The organism is Mesorhizobium sp. P2_C7 (assembly GCF_056404515.1).
In genome coordinates, this window is the sequence record NZ_JBFUDW010000015.1 from 17,759 (window position 1) to 33,223 (window position 15,465).

At 62.4% G+C, this 15,465-nt stretch carries 15 protein-coding genes; 10 read left to right on the forward strand and 5 right to left on the reverse strand.

Annotated features, from left to right (window positions below; translation table 11 throughout):
* Window positions 1–6: 6 nt before the first annotated feature.
* Window positions 7–951 (reverse strand): carbohydrate kinase family protein, encoded by a 945-nt coding sequence (locus AC1D2G_RS26455; RefSeq protein WP_477417695.1) that lies wholly within the window; start codon window positions 949–951, stop codon window positions 7–9.
* Between the two features lie 281 nt (window positions 952–1,232).
* Here AC1D2G_RS26455 and recA point away from each other — a divergent pair, with 281 nt between their 5' ends.
* The 6 genes from recA (at window position 1,233) to AC1D2G_RS26485 (ending at window position 7,339) form a co-directional block, all read left to right on the forward strand.
* A complete protein-coding gene (recA, locus tag AC1D2G_RS26460) occupies window positions 1,233–2,330 on the forward strand; it encodes a recombinase RecA (RefSeq protein WP_095085392.1) in 1,098 nt (365 codons plus the stop codon).
* Between the two features lie 391 nt (window positions 2,331–2,721).
* On the forward strand, window positions 2,722–5,388 hold the full coding sequence (alaS, locus tag AC1D2G_RS26465) for an alanine--tRNA ligase (RefSeq protein ID WP_477417697.1): 2,667 nt from the start codon (window positions 2,722–2,724) through the stop codon (window positions 5,386–5,388).
* Between the two features lie 10 nt (window positions 5,389–5,398).
* A complete protein-coding gene (locus tag AC1D2G_RS26470; protein WP_477417699.1) occupies window positions 5,399–6,268 on the forward strand; it encodes an NAD(P)H-binding protein in 870 nt (289 codons plus the stop codon).
* A 24-nt stretch (window positions 6,269–6,292) separates the two neighbouring features.
* Window positions 6,293–6,556, forward strand: coding sequence for a hypothetical protein (locus AC1D2G_RS26475; protein WP_477417701.1), 264 nt, complete (start codon window positions 6,293–6,295; stop codon window positions 6,554–6,556).
* A complete protein-coding gene (locus AC1D2G_RS26480) occupies window positions 6,544–7,104 on the forward strand; it encodes a PhzF family phenazine biosynthesis protein (protein WP_477417703.1) in 561 nt (186 codons plus the stop codon). The genes AC1D2G_RS26475 and AC1D2G_RS26480 overlap by 13 nt, the downstream gene beginning before the upstream one ends.
* Window positions 7,105–7,138: 34 nt before the next feature.
* Window positions 7,139–7,339, forward strand: a complete 201-nt coding sequence (locus tag AC1D2G_RS26485) for a PhzF family phenazine biosynthesis protein (protein ID WP_477417954.1) — start codon at window positions 7,139–7,141, stop codon at window positions 7,337–7,339.
* A 51-nt stretch (window positions 7,340–7,390) separates the two neighbouring features.
* On the opposite strand, the gene AC1D2G_RS26490 is transcribed toward AC1D2G_RS26485, so the two are convergent.
* The 4 genes from AC1D2G_RS26490 to AC1D2G_RS26505 form a co-directional block, all read right to left on the reverse strand.
* Window positions 7,391–8,017, reverse strand: a complete 627-nt coding sequence (locus tag AC1D2G_RS26490) for a glutathione S-transferase family protein (protein WP_477417705.1) — start codon at window positions 8,015–8,017, stop codon at window positions 7,391–7,393.
* A gap of 25 nt (window positions 8,018–8,042) precedes the next feature.
* On the reverse strand, window positions 8,043–9,254 hold the full coding sequence (locus tag AC1D2G_RS26495) for an NADP-dependent isocitrate dehydrogenase (RefSeq protein ID WP_095085403.1): 1,212 nt from the start codon (window positions 9,252–9,254) through the stop codon (window positions 8,043–8,045).
* Window positions 9,255–9,599: 345 nt separating this feature from the next.
* Window positions 9,600–10,577 carry a right-handed parallel beta-helix repeat-containing protein gene (locus tag AC1D2G_RS26500; RefSeq protein WP_477417707.1) on the reverse strand — a complete coding sequence of 326 codons (978 nt, stop codon included), beginning with the start codon at window positions 10,575–10,577 and terminating at the stop codon, window positions 9,600–9,602.
* Between the two features lie 440 nt (window positions 10,578–11,017).
* Window positions 11,018–11,998, reverse strand: coding sequence for a right-handed parallel beta-helix repeat-containing protein (locus tag AC1D2G_RS26505; RefSeq protein WP_477417708.1), 981 nt, complete (start codon window positions 11,996–11,998; stop codon window positions 11,018–11,020).
* A gap of 493 nt (window positions 11,999–12,491) precedes the next feature.
* On the opposite strand from AC1D2G_RS26505, the gene AC1D2G_RS26510 reads away from it, so the two are divergent.
* The 4 genes from AC1D2G_RS26510 (at window position 12,492) to rpsD (ending at window position 15,415) form a co-directional block, all read left to right on the forward strand.
* Window positions 12,492–13,418, forward strand: coding sequence for an RNA methyltransferase (locus AC1D2G_RS26510; protein ID WP_477417710.1), 927 nt, complete (start codon window positions 12,492–12,494; stop codon window positions 13,416–13,418).
* On the forward strand, window positions 13,411–14,199 hold the full coding sequence (gene murI, locus AC1D2G_RS26515) for a glutamate racemase (RefSeq protein WP_352655826.1): 789 nt from the start codon (window positions 13,411–13,413) through the stop codon (window positions 14,197–14,199). Before AC1D2G_RS26510 ends, murI begins: the two co-directional genes overlap by 8 nt.
* Window positions 14,200–14,259: 60 nt before the next feature.
* Window positions 14,260–14,448, forward strand: coding sequence for a DUF3008 family protein (locus AC1D2G_RS26520; RefSeq protein WP_477417712.1), 189 nt, complete (start codon window positions 14,260–14,262; stop codon window positions 14,446–14,448).
* A 349-nt stretch (window positions 14,449–14,797) separates the two neighbouring features.
* Window positions 14,798–15,415, forward strand: coding sequence for a 30S ribosomal protein S4 (gene rpsD, locus AC1D2G_RS26525; RefSeq protein ID WP_095085417.1), 618 nt, complete (start codon window positions 14,798–14,800; stop codon window positions 15,413–15,415).
* The last annotated feature ends 50 nt before the right edge of the window (window positions 15,416–15,465 follow it).

Here is a 15,465-nt window from a genome sequence, read left to right on the forward strand (position 1 = left end):
CCGGTCTCATGCCATTTCCTGCGCATCCGGCACAAGAGCCAGTGCCTCGGTGAAATCAGCAGCGGTGAAATCGGGAACGGCGTCGGCGCTTTCGATGGCCAGCGTCGCCGCGGCAATGCCTTCGCGCAGGGCTGCGCGCAACGGCATGCCGCGCAGCGAGGCAGCGACCGTTGCCCCCGCCAGCGCATCGCCGGCGCCGGTGACATCGGCGACCCTTCTTGGCGTCGGCGGCAGGATCGAGAAGGCGCCGGCTTCATCGAAGCCCAGCATCGGAGCGCCGCCCGCTGTCACCACGCCGCTTTTGAGCCCGGCACGTTTCAGCCCGTCGACGATGTCCTGCCCGGAGGCCGCACTGTCCAGGCCGGCAAGTGCGACCGCCTCGCGCTGGTTCATGAAGACCACCGCCAGATTGCCGAGCACCGGCTTCAGGCGCACGATCTTGGCCGGCGAAATGGCAATGGCGAAGACGGGTTTGCCGGCGGCGAGTGCCACGAGCCGCTCCAGCGCCGCCGTCGGCAAATTGGCGTCGCAGAAGACGGCATCGGCGGCAGCGAGCACCTCGCGCACCTTGGAGCGCCTGACCTGCTTGGGAAACGCCAGCTCATAGAGCGCCATGTCGGCAAAGCCGACGATCAGCTCGCCCTCGCTGTCGATCAGCGCCGTATAGCTTGGCGTCGTGCGATCGAGGAACACCGCCGACAGGTCGGCGATCCCGGCCTTGGCGATGGCCCGTGAAACCGTATCGGCGGCGGCATCGCCGCCGCGCACCGACAGCAGAGAGGCCGAAACACCGCGCCGGACCGCACTGCGCAAGGCATTGAAGACGCCGCCGCCGACATCCTCGCGCATCGTGCCGGGATTGGACGCGGCCGGCACATAAGCGCCGGACACCTGCCCACGGCGGTCGATATGGGCGCCGCCCACGGCCAGGATTCTTGGAGATTTCAACATGCCGGCGATATGACCTTTGTTATTCCAGCCGCACAAGCGCTAGGCTGCGTGAAGAAGCTTCGCATGCGGGGCGGCGATTCGGCAGATCGAAACAATCGAGCCGACTGGCCCAATGCGAGGTGCGCTCCTGATGTGATTCTTGGGACAAAAAAAGAACAAATCCGGATATTGATTGCCTTTCAGATACTTGAACCCTCTTGCCAAACGAGAACAAAAAAGGTACAAATAGGCAGGGATTACGGATTGTCCGGCCTTCATTGACGACCAAGGGGTGATGTATCATGGCTCAGAATTCTTTGCGGCTGGTAGAGGACAAAGCGGTGGACAAATCAAAGGCTCTGGATGCGGCGCTGTCGCAAATCGAGCGGGCTTTCGGCAAGGGCTCGATCATGCGGCTCGGCGCGAACGAGCAGGTCGTCGAGATTGAAACCGTGCCGACCGGCTCGCTTGGCCTCGACATCGCGCTTGGCGTCGGTGGCCTGCCGCGCGGCCGCATCATCGAAATCTACGGGCCGGAAAGCTCGGGCAAGACGACGCTTGCCTTGCACACTGTTGCGGAAGCCCAGAAGAAGGGCGGCATCTGCGCCTTCGTCGATGCCGAGCATGCGCTCGATCCGGTCTATGCCCGCAAGCTTGGCGTCGATCTGGAAAACCTTCTGATCTCGCAGCCAGACACCGGTGAACAGGCTCTGGAAATCTGCGACACGCTGGTGCGCTCCGGTGCCATCGACGTGCTGGTGGTCGATTCAGTCGCGGCGCTGACGCCACGCGCCGAAATCGAAGGCGAGATGGGCGATTCGCTGCCCGGCCTTCAGGCCCGCCTGATGAGCCAGGCGCTGCGCAAGCTGACCGCCTCGATCTCGCGCTCCAACACCATGGTCATCTTCATCAACCAGATCCGCATGAAGATCGGCGTCATGTTCGGTTCGCCCGAAACCACGACGGGCGGCAACGCGCTGAAATTCTACGCCTCGGTCCGCCTCGACATCCGCCGCATCGGCTCGGTCAAGGACCGCGACGAGGTCGTCGGCAACCAGACCCGCGTCAAGGTGGTCAAGAACAAGCTGGCGCCGCCCTTCAAGGTGGTCGAGTTCGACATCATGTATGGCGAGGGCGTGTCCAAGACCGGCGAACTGGTCGACCTCGGCGTCAAGGCCGGCGTGGTCGAGAAGTCGGGCGCCTGGTTCTCCTACAATTCGCAGCGTCTCGGCCAGGGCCGCGAGAATGCCAAGCTGTTCCTGCGCGACAATCCCGACACTGCGCGCGAGATCGAACTGGCGCTCAGGCAGAATGCCGGGTTGATCGCTGAGAAATTCCTCGAGAATGGCGGCGCCGAGAGCGGCGACGACGGCTTCGAGGAGGAATCCGGCGCGATGTAACAACTTCGTGCACAGGATGCCGGCCGAAGATCGGCCATAATCCTGTTCTATTATCTCAAGCTTATGTAATTGAGTTCAGTGTTTTTTGCGTTCCAAACCGCCGGCTTTCGAGCCGGCGGTTTTTCGTTTTGCGGCCGGCGTCGATGGTCGGCAAGCGCGCGATTTGGACCAATTCCGTGTTTCTGGACAGGGTGCGGTGCGACCGCTAAAAGGCCAAGTCTATTTTTTGTGGATGTCGCCCAAAAGTGCGCAGCGGTTTTGGGACAACGACATGCATGGAAGCAAAAACTTGAAGCGCATCGACTGAATCCGTTTTCAGCGCGACGCGCTTTGAGACCCAGAGCCCATTTTCCGCCGGTTTGCCGGCGGTTTTCTCGAAAAGGCAGCATTCATGAGTGGCGTGAACGAGATCCGGTCGACTTTTCTCGACTACTTCCGCAAGGAGGGTCACGAGATCGTCGCGTCGAGCCCGCTGGTGCCGCGCAACGATCCGACGCTGATGTTCACCAACGCCGGCATGGTGCAGTTCAAGAACGTCTTCACCGGCTTGGAGAAGCGGGCCTATTCGCGCGCCTCGACCGCGCAGAAGAGCGTTCGCGCCGGCGGCAAGCACAACGACCTCGACAATGTCGGCTACACCGCGCGCCATCTGACCTTCTTCGAAATGCTCGGCAATTTCTCCTTTGGCGACTATTTCAAGGAGCGCGCCATCGAGCTTGCCTGGAACCTGATCACCAAGGAATTCGGGCTCAACAAGGACAAGCTTCTGGTCACCGTCTATCACACGGACGACGAGGCGGCGGGCTTCTGGAAGAAGATCGCCGGGTTTTCCGACGACCGCATCATTCGCATCGCGACCTCGGACAATTTCTGGGCGATGGGCGACACCGGACCGTGCGGGCCGTGCTCGGAGATCTTCATCGACCGCGGCGAACACATCTGGGGCGGCCCTCCCGGCAGCCCGGAGGAAGATGGCGACCGATTCCTCGAATTCTGGAACCTGGTGTTCATGCAGTATGAACAGGTGACGAAGGAGGAGCGCATCGACCTGCCGCGCCCGTCGATCGACACCGGCATGGGCCTGGAGCGCATGGCGTCCATCCTGCAAGGGGTGGAGAGCGTCTTTGAGACCGATCTGTTCCGTCACCTGATCGACGCGGCGTCATCCGCCATCGGGCACGGTCCCGACAAGGAGACGGTGGCGTCCTTCCGCGTCATCGCCGATCATCTGCGCTCGTCGTCTTTCCTGGTCGCCGACGGTGTGCTGCCGTCGAACGAAGGCCGTGGCTATGTCCTGCGCCGCATCATGCGCCGCGCCATGCGCCATGCGCAGTTGCTCGGTGCCCGCGATCCCTTGATGTGGCGCCTGGTGCCGGCCCTGGTCCGCGAGATGGGCCAGGCCTATCCGGAACTGGTGCGCGGCGAGCAGTTGATCACCGAGACCCTGAAGCTCGAGGAAACGCGTTTCCGCAAGACGCTGGTGCGTGGCCTCGGCCTGCTTTCGGAGGCGACGGAAAAACTGGGCGCCGGCGACATGCTGGATGGCGAGACGGCCTTCAAGCTCTACGATACCTACGGCTTCCCGCTCGATCTGACGCAGGATGCATTGCGCCAGCGCAGCATCTCGGTCGATCTGGCCGGCTTCACCAATGCCATGGAGCGGCAGAGGGCCGAGGCGCGCGCTCACTGGGCAGGCTCCGGCGACGCGGCCACAGAGACGATCTGGTTCCCGGTGCGCGAGAAGGCGGGCGCCACCGAATTCCTCGGTTACGAGACCGAGCAGGCGGAAGGCCTCATCCAGGCGCTGGTCAGGGACGGCAAGACCGTCGACAGCGCAAGCAAGGGCGAGGCAGTTGCCGTGGTCGTCAACCAGACGCCGTTCTATGCCGAGTCCGGCGGCCAGATGGGCGATACCGGAATCATGTCAGGCGAAGGCTTCTCGATCGAGATTTCCGATACGCAGAAGAAGGCCGATGGGCTGTTCGTTCATGTCGGCAAGGTGGCCAGCGGCACGGTCAAGACCGGCGCTGTCGTCGAGCTGAAGGTTGATCATGCGCGCCGCTCCAGGCTGCGTGCGAACCATTCCGCGACGCATCTGATCCATGAGGCGCTGCGCGAGGTTCTGGGCACCCATGTCGCGCAGAAGGGCTCGCTGGTTGCGCCCGAGCGCCTGCGCTTCGACATCTCGCACAACAAGCCGATTTCGCTCGAGGAGCTCGAAGAGGTCGAGCGCATGGCGAACGAGATCGTCGTCCAGAACAGCCCGGTGAGCACCCGCCTGATGTCGGTCGACGACGCCATTGCCGAGGGCGCCATGGCGCTGTTCGGCGAGAAGTACGGCGATGAAGTGCGCGTCGTGTCGATGGGCACGGGCCTGCATGGCGCCAAGGCCAACCGGCCCTATTCGGTCGAACTCTGCGGCGGCACGCATGTCAGGGCGACCGGCGATATCGGTCTGGTGCGTGTCGTGTCGGACAGCGCGGTCGCCGCCGGCGTGCGCCGCATCGAGGCTTTGACCGGCGAGGCCGCGCGCAAGCATCTCGACGAGCAGGACCGGCGTTTGAAATCGGTGGCCGCGACGCTGAAGATCTCGCCGGCCGACGTGCCGGCGCGTGTCGAGGCGCTGCTCGACGAGCGCAAGAAGCTCGAGAAGGAACTGACCGAGGCGCGCAAGAAACTGGCGCTGGGCGGCGGTGCCGCGGCGGGTGCACCGTCGGAGAACGAGACTGTCGCCGGCGTCGGCTTCCTCGGTAAGGCGGTTTCGGGTGTTTCGCCGAAGGATCTGAAGCCGCTGGCCGATGCCGGCAAGAGCTCGCTCGGTTCCGGCGTCGTCGTCTTCGTCGGCGCCGGCGACGACAACAAGGCGAGCGTCGTGGTCGCTGTCACCGATGATCTGCTAAGCCGTTTCAGCGCCGTCGATCTGGTGCGCGTGGCCTCCGCAGCATTGGGCGGTCAGGGCGGCGGCGGGCGGCCCGACATGGCGCAAGCCGGTGGCCCGGACGCCTCGAAAGCCAGTGATGCGATCGCCGCGGTCAAGGCGGCGCTGGAGGCAGCCTGAAAGTCCCTGCATGAAGGTGCTCGTCCTTGGCGGCTACGGTCTGATCGGCGAAGCCCTCGTCGGCCGTCTGCTTCGCGACGGTCATCATGTGGCCGGCCTTGGTCGCGATGTCGTGGATGCCGAGCGGCGCTGGCCGGCGGTGCGCTGGATCGCCACCGACATGTCGCGGCTGCTTGCCGCTGAGCACTGGCTGCCGGTGGTCACCGGCATGGATGCAATCGTCAATGCGGCAGGCGCCTTGCAGGACGGCCCGCGCGATCGCCTCGACGCCATCCACCGGCATTCGGTGGTGGCGCTGGTCGCGGCCTGCGAACAGGCCGGCGTGCGCCGTTTTGCGCAGATTTCCGCGATCGGCGCCGACCTGTCCTCCGCCGACCAATTCTTCAACAGCAAGGCGCAGGGCGAGAGGGCTGTCGCAGGCTCTTCGCTGGAGTGGACGATCCTGCGCCCGGGTTTGGTGATCGCGCCCGCCGCCTATGGCGGGACAGCCCTTTTGCGCGCCCTTGCGGCCTTCCCCGGTATTGTCCCTGCCGTCATGTCGCGCCAGCCGATCCAGACCGTGGCGGTCACCGACGTTGCTGAAGCGGTCTCGCGCGCGGTCGCGGGATCGCTGCCGCCCCGTACTGCCGTCGATCTCGTCGAGGCGCAGGCCAGGCCGCTCGCCGATGTTCTCCTGGCCTTTCGGGCATGGCTTGGCCTGCCGCAGGCGAAAGTCGTACCGATGCCGGCCATTGTCGGCCGTCTTGCTGCCGCCATCGCCGATGGCCTTGGCCTCCTTAGCTGGCGATCGCCGTTGCGCAGCGCAGCCCTTGCCGCGCTGGCGCGTGGCGTGACCGGAAATGCCGGGCCATGGAACCAGATTTGCGGCCACCCGCTGTAGCCGCTGGAAGCAACGCTGGCCGCCATGCCCGCCCATGTCCAGGAGCGATGGTTCGCGCGCCTCTGGCTGGCAAAACCTGTCATCTTCGGCTGCCTGGCTCTATTCTGGCTTGCTTCGGGAATCATCGGCCTGATCCGGCAAGACGAGGCCGCTTCCATTCTTGTCTCACGCGGCGTGTCGGCGAGTTTGGCGGACATGTCTGTTCTTGCCGGCAGTGCTGCAGATCGTTTGGCTGATGGTCGCCCGGCCGGCGATCACTCTTTTTGGAGGATGACGTGCCGACGCTGACCATGTACCAGGTCGATGCCTTTGCCGAGCGCGCCTTTCAGGGCAACCCCGCTGCCGTCCTCATCTTGCAGGACTGGCTGGCGGACGAGATGATGCAGGCCATCGCAAACGAGAACAATCTTGCCGAAACCGCCTTTGCGCGGCCGAACGGCAAAGGCTGGGACTTGCGCTGGTTCACACCCGTTCATGAAGTCGACTTCTGCGGACACGCCACCCTGGCGACCGCCCATGTGCTAGCCTCGCAACACGATGTGGCCGATGACATGGCCTTTGCCACGCGAGTGGGCGAGTTGCGGGTCTCTCAGCGGCAAGGCGCCTACCAGCTCGATCTGCCATGCTTTCCGCCGCAGCCTGTCGATGGCGAAACCATGCTGGCGCTGCAGGAGATATTGACGCCGCATCCGGTTGCGGGCTTTCGCAATTTTGAGAACCTGTTCGTCGAGCTTGCCGACGAGCAATCCGTCCGGTCCTTCGTTCCCGACCTGCTCAGGATAGGGGCTTTCCACCCCGCTCGGCCTTGTCATTACCGCGCGCGGCCAAACGCATGACTTCGTCTCCCGCTATTTCGTTCCCGGAGCCGGCATTCCCGAGGATCCGGTGACCGGCTCAATTCATGCGACGCTGGTGCCGTACTGGTCTGAAAAACTCGGCAAGACCCACCTGTCGGCCTTCCAGTGCTCACAACGGGGCGGGCATCTCTTGTGTGACCTGGCCGGCGATCGCGTGCTGATCCTGGGTCGCGCCAAGACCTTCATGAAGGCGGAAATCTATCTTCCGGAATGAACGGCGGCCGAAATGAACAACCGGCCGGATTGAACAGCAGGCGCAGGCTGATCAGGCCGCAGGACCGCTCGCGGCAAAGCTTGGACGGGCAGCGATCCGGTCCCACCAGGCCTGGATCTCGGGGAACTCCGCGAGCAGCTTTTGCCCCTCGGCGACCTTGACGAAGTAGCCGATGATCGGCGCCGCATGCAGATCGACCAACGTCAGTTGGTCGCCAAGCAACCATGGCCCTGGCACTTTCAGTGAGGAGAGCGTCTGAAGCGCCTTGCTCGCCTGCGAAAGCCCTTTGGCGATCAGTGCCTCGTCGGGCGCCTCCTTCTCCAACCGTTCGACGGCGACATCCCAGACCATCGACCGATAGGCATAGGCGTCGAGCATGCCGATGAACTGATTCATCCGCGCATGGCCGCGCGGATCCTTCGGCTGCAGCGCCGGCCCGTCAAAGGCTTCGTCGACATAGCCTGCAATCGCGCTCGCCTCGAAAAGGCGAAACCCGTCATGCTCGAAGGCCGGAATGCGGCCGAACGGGTGATGTTCGAAATACCAGGCGGGAATGCCCTCGGCGGCAAAGACATCGACCGGCACAAGCCCGTAGTCGATGCCTTTCTCCTCGAGCACGAGCCGCACGATGCGCACATAGACGCTGTAGTCCGCGCCGTAGACGACGGGCTTGCCCATTGTACCCCTCCCGGGTCTCGCCTGGTCAGGCCATCGCCTTTTGCAGGTTCTCGTCGATCTTGTCGAGGAAGCCGGTGGTCGAGAGCCAGGGCTGGTCGGGGCCGATCAGCAGCGACAGGTCCTTGGTCATGAAACCGCTCTCGACCGTCTGGATGCAGACCTTTTCCAGTGTCTCGGCAAAGCGCTTCAGTTCGGCATTGTCGTCGAGCTTGGCGCGGTGCGCGAGGCCGCGCGTCCAGGCAAAGATCGAGGCGATCGAATTGGTCGAGGTCTCCTCGCCCTTCTGATGCTGCCGGTAGTGGCGGGTGACGGTGCCGTGCGCGGCTTCGGCTTCCACCGTCTTGCCGTCCGGTGTCATCAGCACCGAGGTCATCAGGCCGAGCGAACCGAACCCTTGCGCAACGGTATCGGACTGGACGTCGCCGTCATAGTTCTTGCAGGCCCAGACATAGCCGCCGGACCATTTCAGGCTGGACGCCACCATGTCGTCGATCAGCCGGTGCTCGTACCACAGCTTCTTCGACTTGAACTCGGCCTCGAACTCGGCCTCGTAGACTTCTTGGAAGATGTCCTTGAAGCGCCCGTCATAGGCCTTGAGGATGGTGTTCTTGGTCGAGAGATAGACCGGATAGTTGCGCAGCAGGCCGTAGTTCAGCGAAGCACGGGCGAACTCGCGGATGGAATCGTCGAGATTGTACATGGCCATGGCGACGCCGGCGCCCGGCGCATCGTAGACATCGTGCTCGATGACCTTGCCGTCCTCGCCGACGAACTTGATCGTCAGCTTGCCCTTGCCGGGAAAGCGGAAATCGGTGGCGCGGTACTGGTCGCCGAAGGCGTGACGGCCGACGATGATAGGCTTGGTCCAGCCCGGCACCAGGCGCGGCACGTTCTTCATGATGATCGGCTCGCGGAAGATGGTGCCGCCGAGGATGTTGCGGATGGTGCCGTTCGGCGACTTCCACATCTTCTTCAGCTTGAATTCCTCGACGCGCTGCTCGTCGGGCGTGATCGTCGCGCATTTCACGCCGACGCCGTATTTCTTGATGGCGTTGGCCGAATCGATGGTCACCTGGTCGTTGGTGGCGTCACGGTGCTCGATGCCGAGGTCGTAATATTCAAGCTTGAGGTCGAGATAAGGGTGGATCAGCTTGTCCTTGATGAACTGCCAGATGATGCGGGTCATCTCGTCGCCGTCGAGTTCGACGACCGGGTTCGCCACCTTGATCTTCGCCATGGAAAGAATGCCTCGTTCAACAGTTGGGTGATGGCGGGGCAGACCTCGCCAGAGTAGGGACTTCGCCTATAGCAAAGCGATCAGAGTGGTGCAAACCGGGACGACGCCGAGGCAGCCTGCTGCCGGATCAATTCCAGGAAAAGTGTGAAGCGGTTTTCTCGGGAAAAGCGCATGGCGCTTTCTCTCAGGGAATTGCGACAAAAACAAAAAAGATAGAGCGGTTCGGCGTTTCCGTGAAACGGTGAACCGCTCTGGCAATCGAGAACAAAAAAAGGGCGATGCCGGCTGCCCCTCGCGGGGCAGCCGGCATCGCCTGTTTCATGCTGCCGCGGAAGCGGCGGTCGCTTATTGCAGTGGCGCACCACCAGGACCCGGGAAGGCGGTGAGCGGCGTGCCGTCGGCTACGTTGCCGGCGATCATGTTGTTCTTGAACGACTGGACGGCGCCGCTCCCGGTATTGCTGACCCCGGTGACGTTGCCGAATATCGTCGATCCGCCGAGGAAGGCGATGGCGCTTCCGTTGCCGCTCGCCGCGGCACCGTTGGCGTTGACACCGCTGCCGGCGTTGGCGCTGATCGTGTTACCGGTCAACGTCGCACGCACCGGCGATGCCGCGGCGACGGATTTGATCGCCACGCCGTTGCCGGTGTTGCCGCTGATAAGGCTATTGGTCAGTGTCAGGTTCATGGCAACGGTATTGCCGGTGCCGTCGACAAGAATGCCACTGGCGCTGTTGGTGATTTCCACCCTCGAAAGGATGGCGTTGATACCAGCAGCCACGGACGATTTGATGAGAACGCCTTCAGCGCCTGACTCGGCTATCCGCGTGTTGCTTATGTAGAGTTCGCTGTTGGCATTGGCGGCGAATTCGACGCCGTTGCCGCCCATTCGCTCTATGTTGCAGTCCTCGATATGCAGTTGACCCTGGCCAACCATCCGCACGCCGTCGAGGCCATTGCCTATACCGTCTATGTCGATACCGCGAAGATGCACCACCGAGCCGACCGGCGTGTTGACGATGATGCCGTTCACGAGGGACGCGAGCACGCCAGCTTCAGTGTTTCTGCAGTCGATGGTGATGGATTTGGTGATGGTGACCGCGCCAAAGCCGCCCGGGTCGATGCAGTTGATCTCGCCGGCCGTAGCCGTCTTCGAGATGGCACCGGCAAAAGTCTTGCACGGTGCGGTTCGGCTGCATGGATTGGCGTCGTCACCAACGCCGGAAACCCACGTCCGCGTCGCCTGCGCGGAAGCTGGCGCAATCAGGAAGGCTGACGCCAGAGCCAACACAGCGAGTGAAAGGAAAAACCGTAAGATTTTCAATTGCCCCTCCTAGATTTGGCCAACGCCTCGTCGGCCATGGAAACCGGTGTCGAAATGCTTGGGGCACAAATAAACGACGGGAGCGTGCAGGACACACTCCATCTTCCAAATACCAACCGTCGATACACGTTGAAAACCCAAGCGGTTGGGAGATTACCTTTTTCTAATTCGATTCTCCAGTGACGCGACGCGTCATCGTAAATAAATATGCATTCGGATCGTTGATGATTTTTACAAATGGAAAATATCGCCGATGCCGACAGCGAGCACAGGGCGGGTCCATTTGTCGACGGTTTGAAGCGCCATGGTCGAGCGGTGCAACCGGGCAGCGGAAGACAGGCTCCCACTATGGCAGTCGGGAACAAAGAGGCGATGCCGCCTATCCCTTGAGGGGCAGCCGGCATCGCCTTTGTTCACGCTACCGCGCGGGCTGTGGTCGCTTATTGCAGCGGCGTACCGCCAGGGCCCGGGAAGGCGGTGAGCGGTGTGCCGTCGGTTACGTTGCCGGCGATCATGTTGTTCTTGAACGACTGGACGGCGCCGCTCCCGGTATTGCTGACCCCGGTGACATTGCCGAAGATCGTCGATCCGCCGAGAAAGGCGATGGCGCTTCCGCTGCCGCTGGCAGCCGCACCGTTGGCGTTGACGCCGGCGCCGGCATTGGCGCTGATCGTGTTGCCGGTAATCGTCGCGCGCACCGGCGATGCCGCTGCGACGGATTTGACCACCACGCCGTTGCCGGTGTTGCCGCTGATCAGGCTGTTGGTCAGCGTCAGGTTCATGGCCACGGTGTTGCCCGTGCCGTCGATAAGAATGCCGCTGCCGCTGTTGGTGATTTCCACCTTCGAAAGGATGGCGTTAATACCAGCAGCCACGGACGATTTGATAAGAACACCTTCGGCGCCTGCCTCAGCTATCCGCGTGTTGCTTATGTAGAGTTCGCTGTTCGCGTTGGCGGCGAATTCGACACCGTTGCTGGTCACCCGCTCTATGTTGCAGTCCTCGATATGCAGTTGACCTTGACCAAGCATACGCACGGCGTCGGCGCCTGTGCCTACACCGTCTAGATCGAGGCCGCGGAGATGCACTATCGAGCCGGCGGGGGCGTTGACGATGATGCCGTTCGTGCCGAGCGTAAAAAGCACACCGGCTTCAGTGTTTCTGCAGTCGATGGTGAGGGATTTGGTGATGGTGACCGCGCCAAAGCCGCCCGGATCGAGACAGTTGATCTCGCCGGCCGTCGCTGTCTTCGAGATGGCACCGGCAAACGTCTTGCAAGGTGCGGTTCGGCTGCACGGATCGGCGTCGTTGCCAACGCCCGAAACCCACGTCCGTGTCGCCTGCGCGGAAGCTGGCGCGATCAGGAAGATTGACGCTGCAAGCAACACGGCGAGTGAAAGGAAAAACCGTACGATTTTCATTTGCCCCTCCTAGATTTTGGCCAACGCCTGCGTCGGCCGTTGAAATCCGTGATGAAATGCCTGGGGCATGAATAGATGACGGGAGTGTGCAAGGCACGCTCCGTCTTCTCAATACCATTCGTCAATACACGCTGGACCCAAGCGGGCGGGAGATTACCTTTTTCTAGTTTGATTTTCCACCGACGAGATGCGTCATCGTAAATAAATATGCATTCGGTTCGTAGATGATTTCTAAAAATGGAAGATATCGTCAATAGCAACAGCGAATGCCGGCCGGTCCGTTTGCCGGCGGTTTGAGGCGCCATGGTCGAGCCATCTCGCAGAAACGAGATCGAATGTCTTTTGGTTGAGAGCACGAGTGCGGCCCCGCATCCCGCCAATCTTCCAAGGGACGGTATAAGGCTATTTGTCGGTCAAGTGGCGGATAACTCTTCAAAAAGCCGCATCGATATGGCACGACGCGGAGACTTCGTGGCGCATTCACCTGGAAAACATGACCGGAACGGACTTTCAGCACGGCCTCACGACCGCTGGCCCGGCGATCATCCTCGTCGAGCCGCAGCTCGGTGAGAACATCGGCATGGTGGCTCGTGCCATGGCCAATTTCGGCCTGTCGGAACTGCGCCTGGTCAACCCTCGCGACGGTTGGCCGAGCGAGAAGGCGCGCGCGGCCGCCAGCCGCGCCGACCATGTCATCGACGCAGTCAAGGTGTTCGACGACCTGGCCTCGGCGCTCGCCGACCTGAACTTTGTTTTCGCAACCACGGCCAGACAGCGCGACGGCTTCAAATCCGTGCGCGGCCCGGTGGAAGCGGGCAGGGTGCTCCGGACCCGTCATGCAATGGGGCAGCGCACCGGCATCCTGTTCGGCCGCGAGCGCTTCGGCCTCTACAATGACGAGGTCGGCCTTGCCGACGAGATCGTCACCTTCCCCGTCGATCCCGATTTCTCCTCGCTCAACATCGCCCAGGCGGCCTTGCTGATGTCCTACGAGTGGATGAAGTCCGGGCTGGAAGACGAGACCAAAACCAATTTTTCGGGTCCGGAAATGAAGCCGGCAAGCAAGGAAGAGCTGCACGGCCTGTTCGCCTATCTCGAAGGCGCATTGGAAGCGCGCGGTTATTTCCGCCCCGCACCGAAGAAGCCGAAGATGGTCGACAATCTGCGCGCCGTGCTGACGCGTGCCGGTTTCGCCGAGCCGGAGCTGAAGGTGCTGCGCGGCATCATTTCGTCCCTGGACAGGTTTTCACCGGCGATGCCGCGTGGCGAGGGTTCACCGGGCGACGATCCAAGACGATTGCCGGCGGCCGTGGCGCGCGCCCGCAAGGCGGAAGGCGATCGCCTGGCGGACAAGGCAGACGGCACCGGCAAGGACGACGACATGCCGCCGCTCGGCGGAAAGGGAACCGATAATGACTGAGCGGCCGATCCTGATGTTCGATTCCGGCATCGGCGGCCTCACCGTGCTGCGCGAGGCGCGCGTGCTGATGCCCGACCGCCGCTTTGTCTATGTCGCCGACGATGCCGCCTTCCCCTATGGCGCCTGGGAGGAGCCGGCCCTCAACGCCCATATCCTTGGCCTGTTCGGCGCGCTGCTGGAAAAATTCCAACCCGAGATTTCGGTCATCCCCTGCAACACCGCATCGACACTGGTGATCGACGCGTTGCGCGAGAAATTTCCCGGTCACCCTTTTGTCGGCACGGTGCCGGCGATCAAGCCGGCCGCCGAGCGCACGCGCTCAGGCCTCGTCTCGGTGCTGGCGACACCAGGCACGGTCAAGCGTCAATACACGCGCGACCTGATTAGCAAATGGGCGCAGAAATGCCATGTGCGGCTTGTCGGCTCGGACCGGCTGGCGCCGCTGGCGGAAATCTACATGCGCGAGGGGTTCGTCGACGAGGAGATCGTCCGCCAGGAGATCGCGCCATGCTTCGTCGAGAAGGACGGCGCCCGCACCGACATCGTCGTGCTCGGCTGCACGCACTATCCGTTCCTGGCCAATCGCATGCGCAAGACCGCGCCCTGGCCGGTCGACTGGATCGATCCGGCCGAAGCGATCGCCCGCCGCGCCATGTCGCTGCTGGCGCCGGTCGACGGGCCATTGCCGGTGGGTGAGCCTGACATTGCGGTCTTCACCTCCGGCAAGGTGGATTTCGCCACCAGCCGGCTGATGCAGGGGTTCGGGCTGACGGTCGCCTGATATCAGGAACATTGGCGGGGCCGTTGCGTTTTCTCCCAGGCAATAAAGGGACAAACAGCCATGCCAGCCACCTCGAAAGCCCAGCAGAAAGCCGCCGGCGCCGCTTTGTCGGCCAAGCGCGGCGAGACCAAGAAGCGCGAGCTCAAAGGCGCTTCGAAGGGAATGTATGAATCGATGAGCGAAAAGCAGCTCGAGGAGTTCGCCGAGACGAAGCGCAAGGGACTGCCGGAAAAGAAGTCGGACAGCTGACCCTGGTCGCGTGTCGTCTGGAAGCTGCACCAAAGTGCACCGCATCTGCGCGGGAAAACGGGTATCTCGTCGCCGGGCCCTATGCCAGTCACAAGCTTGACACCGGATGAATCTCGGTTTAACCAGCCGTCACAACCACCGGGCAGCGATGTCCGGTGTTTGTTTTGTATGCGCAAGATCAGGATGTCTAGTCGTTTCCGATCTTGTTTGAAATGACGTGTCCCGTGGGTTTTCCGCCGCGTTGCGTGGGAAAACCCTGTCAGGTCTCGAAAACGGAGGCCAGAGGAGGGCGCGTTTCCTTCACCCGGACCATGAGGTTCCGGGTGTGTTGTTTTGAAAAGGGAATGCGATGAGCAAGCGCGAATCCGCGAAGTACAAGATCGACCGCCGTCTCGGCGAAAATATCTGGGGCCGCCCGAAGTCCCCGGTCAACAAGCGTGAATACGGCCCCGGCCAGCATGGTCAGCGCCGCAAGGGCAAGCTTTCCGATTTCGGCCTGCAGCTGCGCGCCAAGCAGAAGCTGAAGGGTCACTATGGCGACGTTTCGGAAAAGCAGTTCCGAAAGGTCTATGAAGAGGCCGATCGCCGCAAGGGCGACACCTCCGAGAACCTGATCGGCCTGCTCGAGTCGCGTCTCGACGCGGTCGTCTACCGCGCCAAGTTCGTGCCGACCATTTTCGCCGCCCGTCAGTTCGTCAACCACGGTCACGTCAACGTCAACGGCAAGCGCGTCAACATCGGCTCGTTCCGCTGCAAGCCGGGCGACGTCGTCGAAGTCCGCGAAAAGTCGAAGCAGCTGGTCATCGTTCTGGAATCGGTGGGCTTGGCCGAGCGCGACGTGCCGGACTACATCGAAGCCGATCACAACAAGATGGTCGCGACCTTCTCGCGCATTCCCGGCCTGGCTGACGTTCCGTTCGCCGTGCAGATGGAACCGAACCTGGTCGTCGAGTTCTATTCGCGCTAAGCGACGAATTCTATTCGCGCTAAGCGAACCCATTTTGCGACACCATCCAA

Coding starts and splice junctions, on each gene's coding strand:
- AC1D2G_RS26455 (WP_477417695.1), bottom strand. CDS start 951: ATGTTGAAATCTCCAAGAATCCTGGCCGTGGGCGGCGCCCATATCGAC.
- recA (WP_095085392.1), top strand. CDS start 1,233: ATGGCTCAGAATTCTTTGCGGCTGGTAGAGGACAAAGCGGTGGACAAA.
- alaS (WP_477417697.1), top strand. CDS start 2,722: ATGAGTGGCGTGAACGAGATCCGGTCGACTTTTCTCGACTACTTCCGC.
- AC1D2G_RS26470 (WP_477417699.1), top strand. CDS start 5,399: ATGAAGGTGCTCGTCCTTGGCGGCTACGGTCTGATCGGCGAAGCCCTC.
- AC1D2G_RS26475 (WP_477417701.1), top strand. CDS start 6,293: ATGCCCGCCCATGTCCAGGAGCGATGGTTCGCGCGCCTCTGGCTGGCA.
- AC1D2G_RS26490 (WP_477417705.1), bottom strand. CDS start 8,017: ATGGGCAAGCCCGTCGTCTACGGCGCGGACTACAGCGTCTATGTGCGC.
- AC1D2G_RS26495 (WP_095085403.1), bottom strand. CDS start 9,254: ATGGCGAAGATCAAGGTGGCGAACCCGGTCGTCGAACTCGACGGCGAC.
- AC1D2G_RS26505 (WP_477417708.1), bottom strand. CDS start 11,998: ATGAAAATCGTACGGTTTTTCCTTTCACTCGCCGTGTTGCTTGCAGCG.
- AC1D2G_RS26510 (WP_477417710.1), top strand. CDS start 12,492: ATGACCGGAACGGACTTTCAGCACGGCCTCACGACCGCTGGCCCGGCG.
- murI (WP_352655826.1), top strand. CDS start 13,411: ATGACTGAGCGGCCGATCCTGATGTTCGATTCCGGCATCGGCGGCCTC.
- AC1D2G_RS26520 (WP_477417712.1), top strand. CDS start 14,260: ATGCCAGCCACCTCGAAAGCCCAGCAGAAAGCCGCCGGCGCCGCTTTG.
- rpsD (WP_095085417.1), top strand. CDS start 14,798: ATGAGCAAGCGCGAATCCGCGAAGTACAAGATCGACCGCCGTCTCGGC.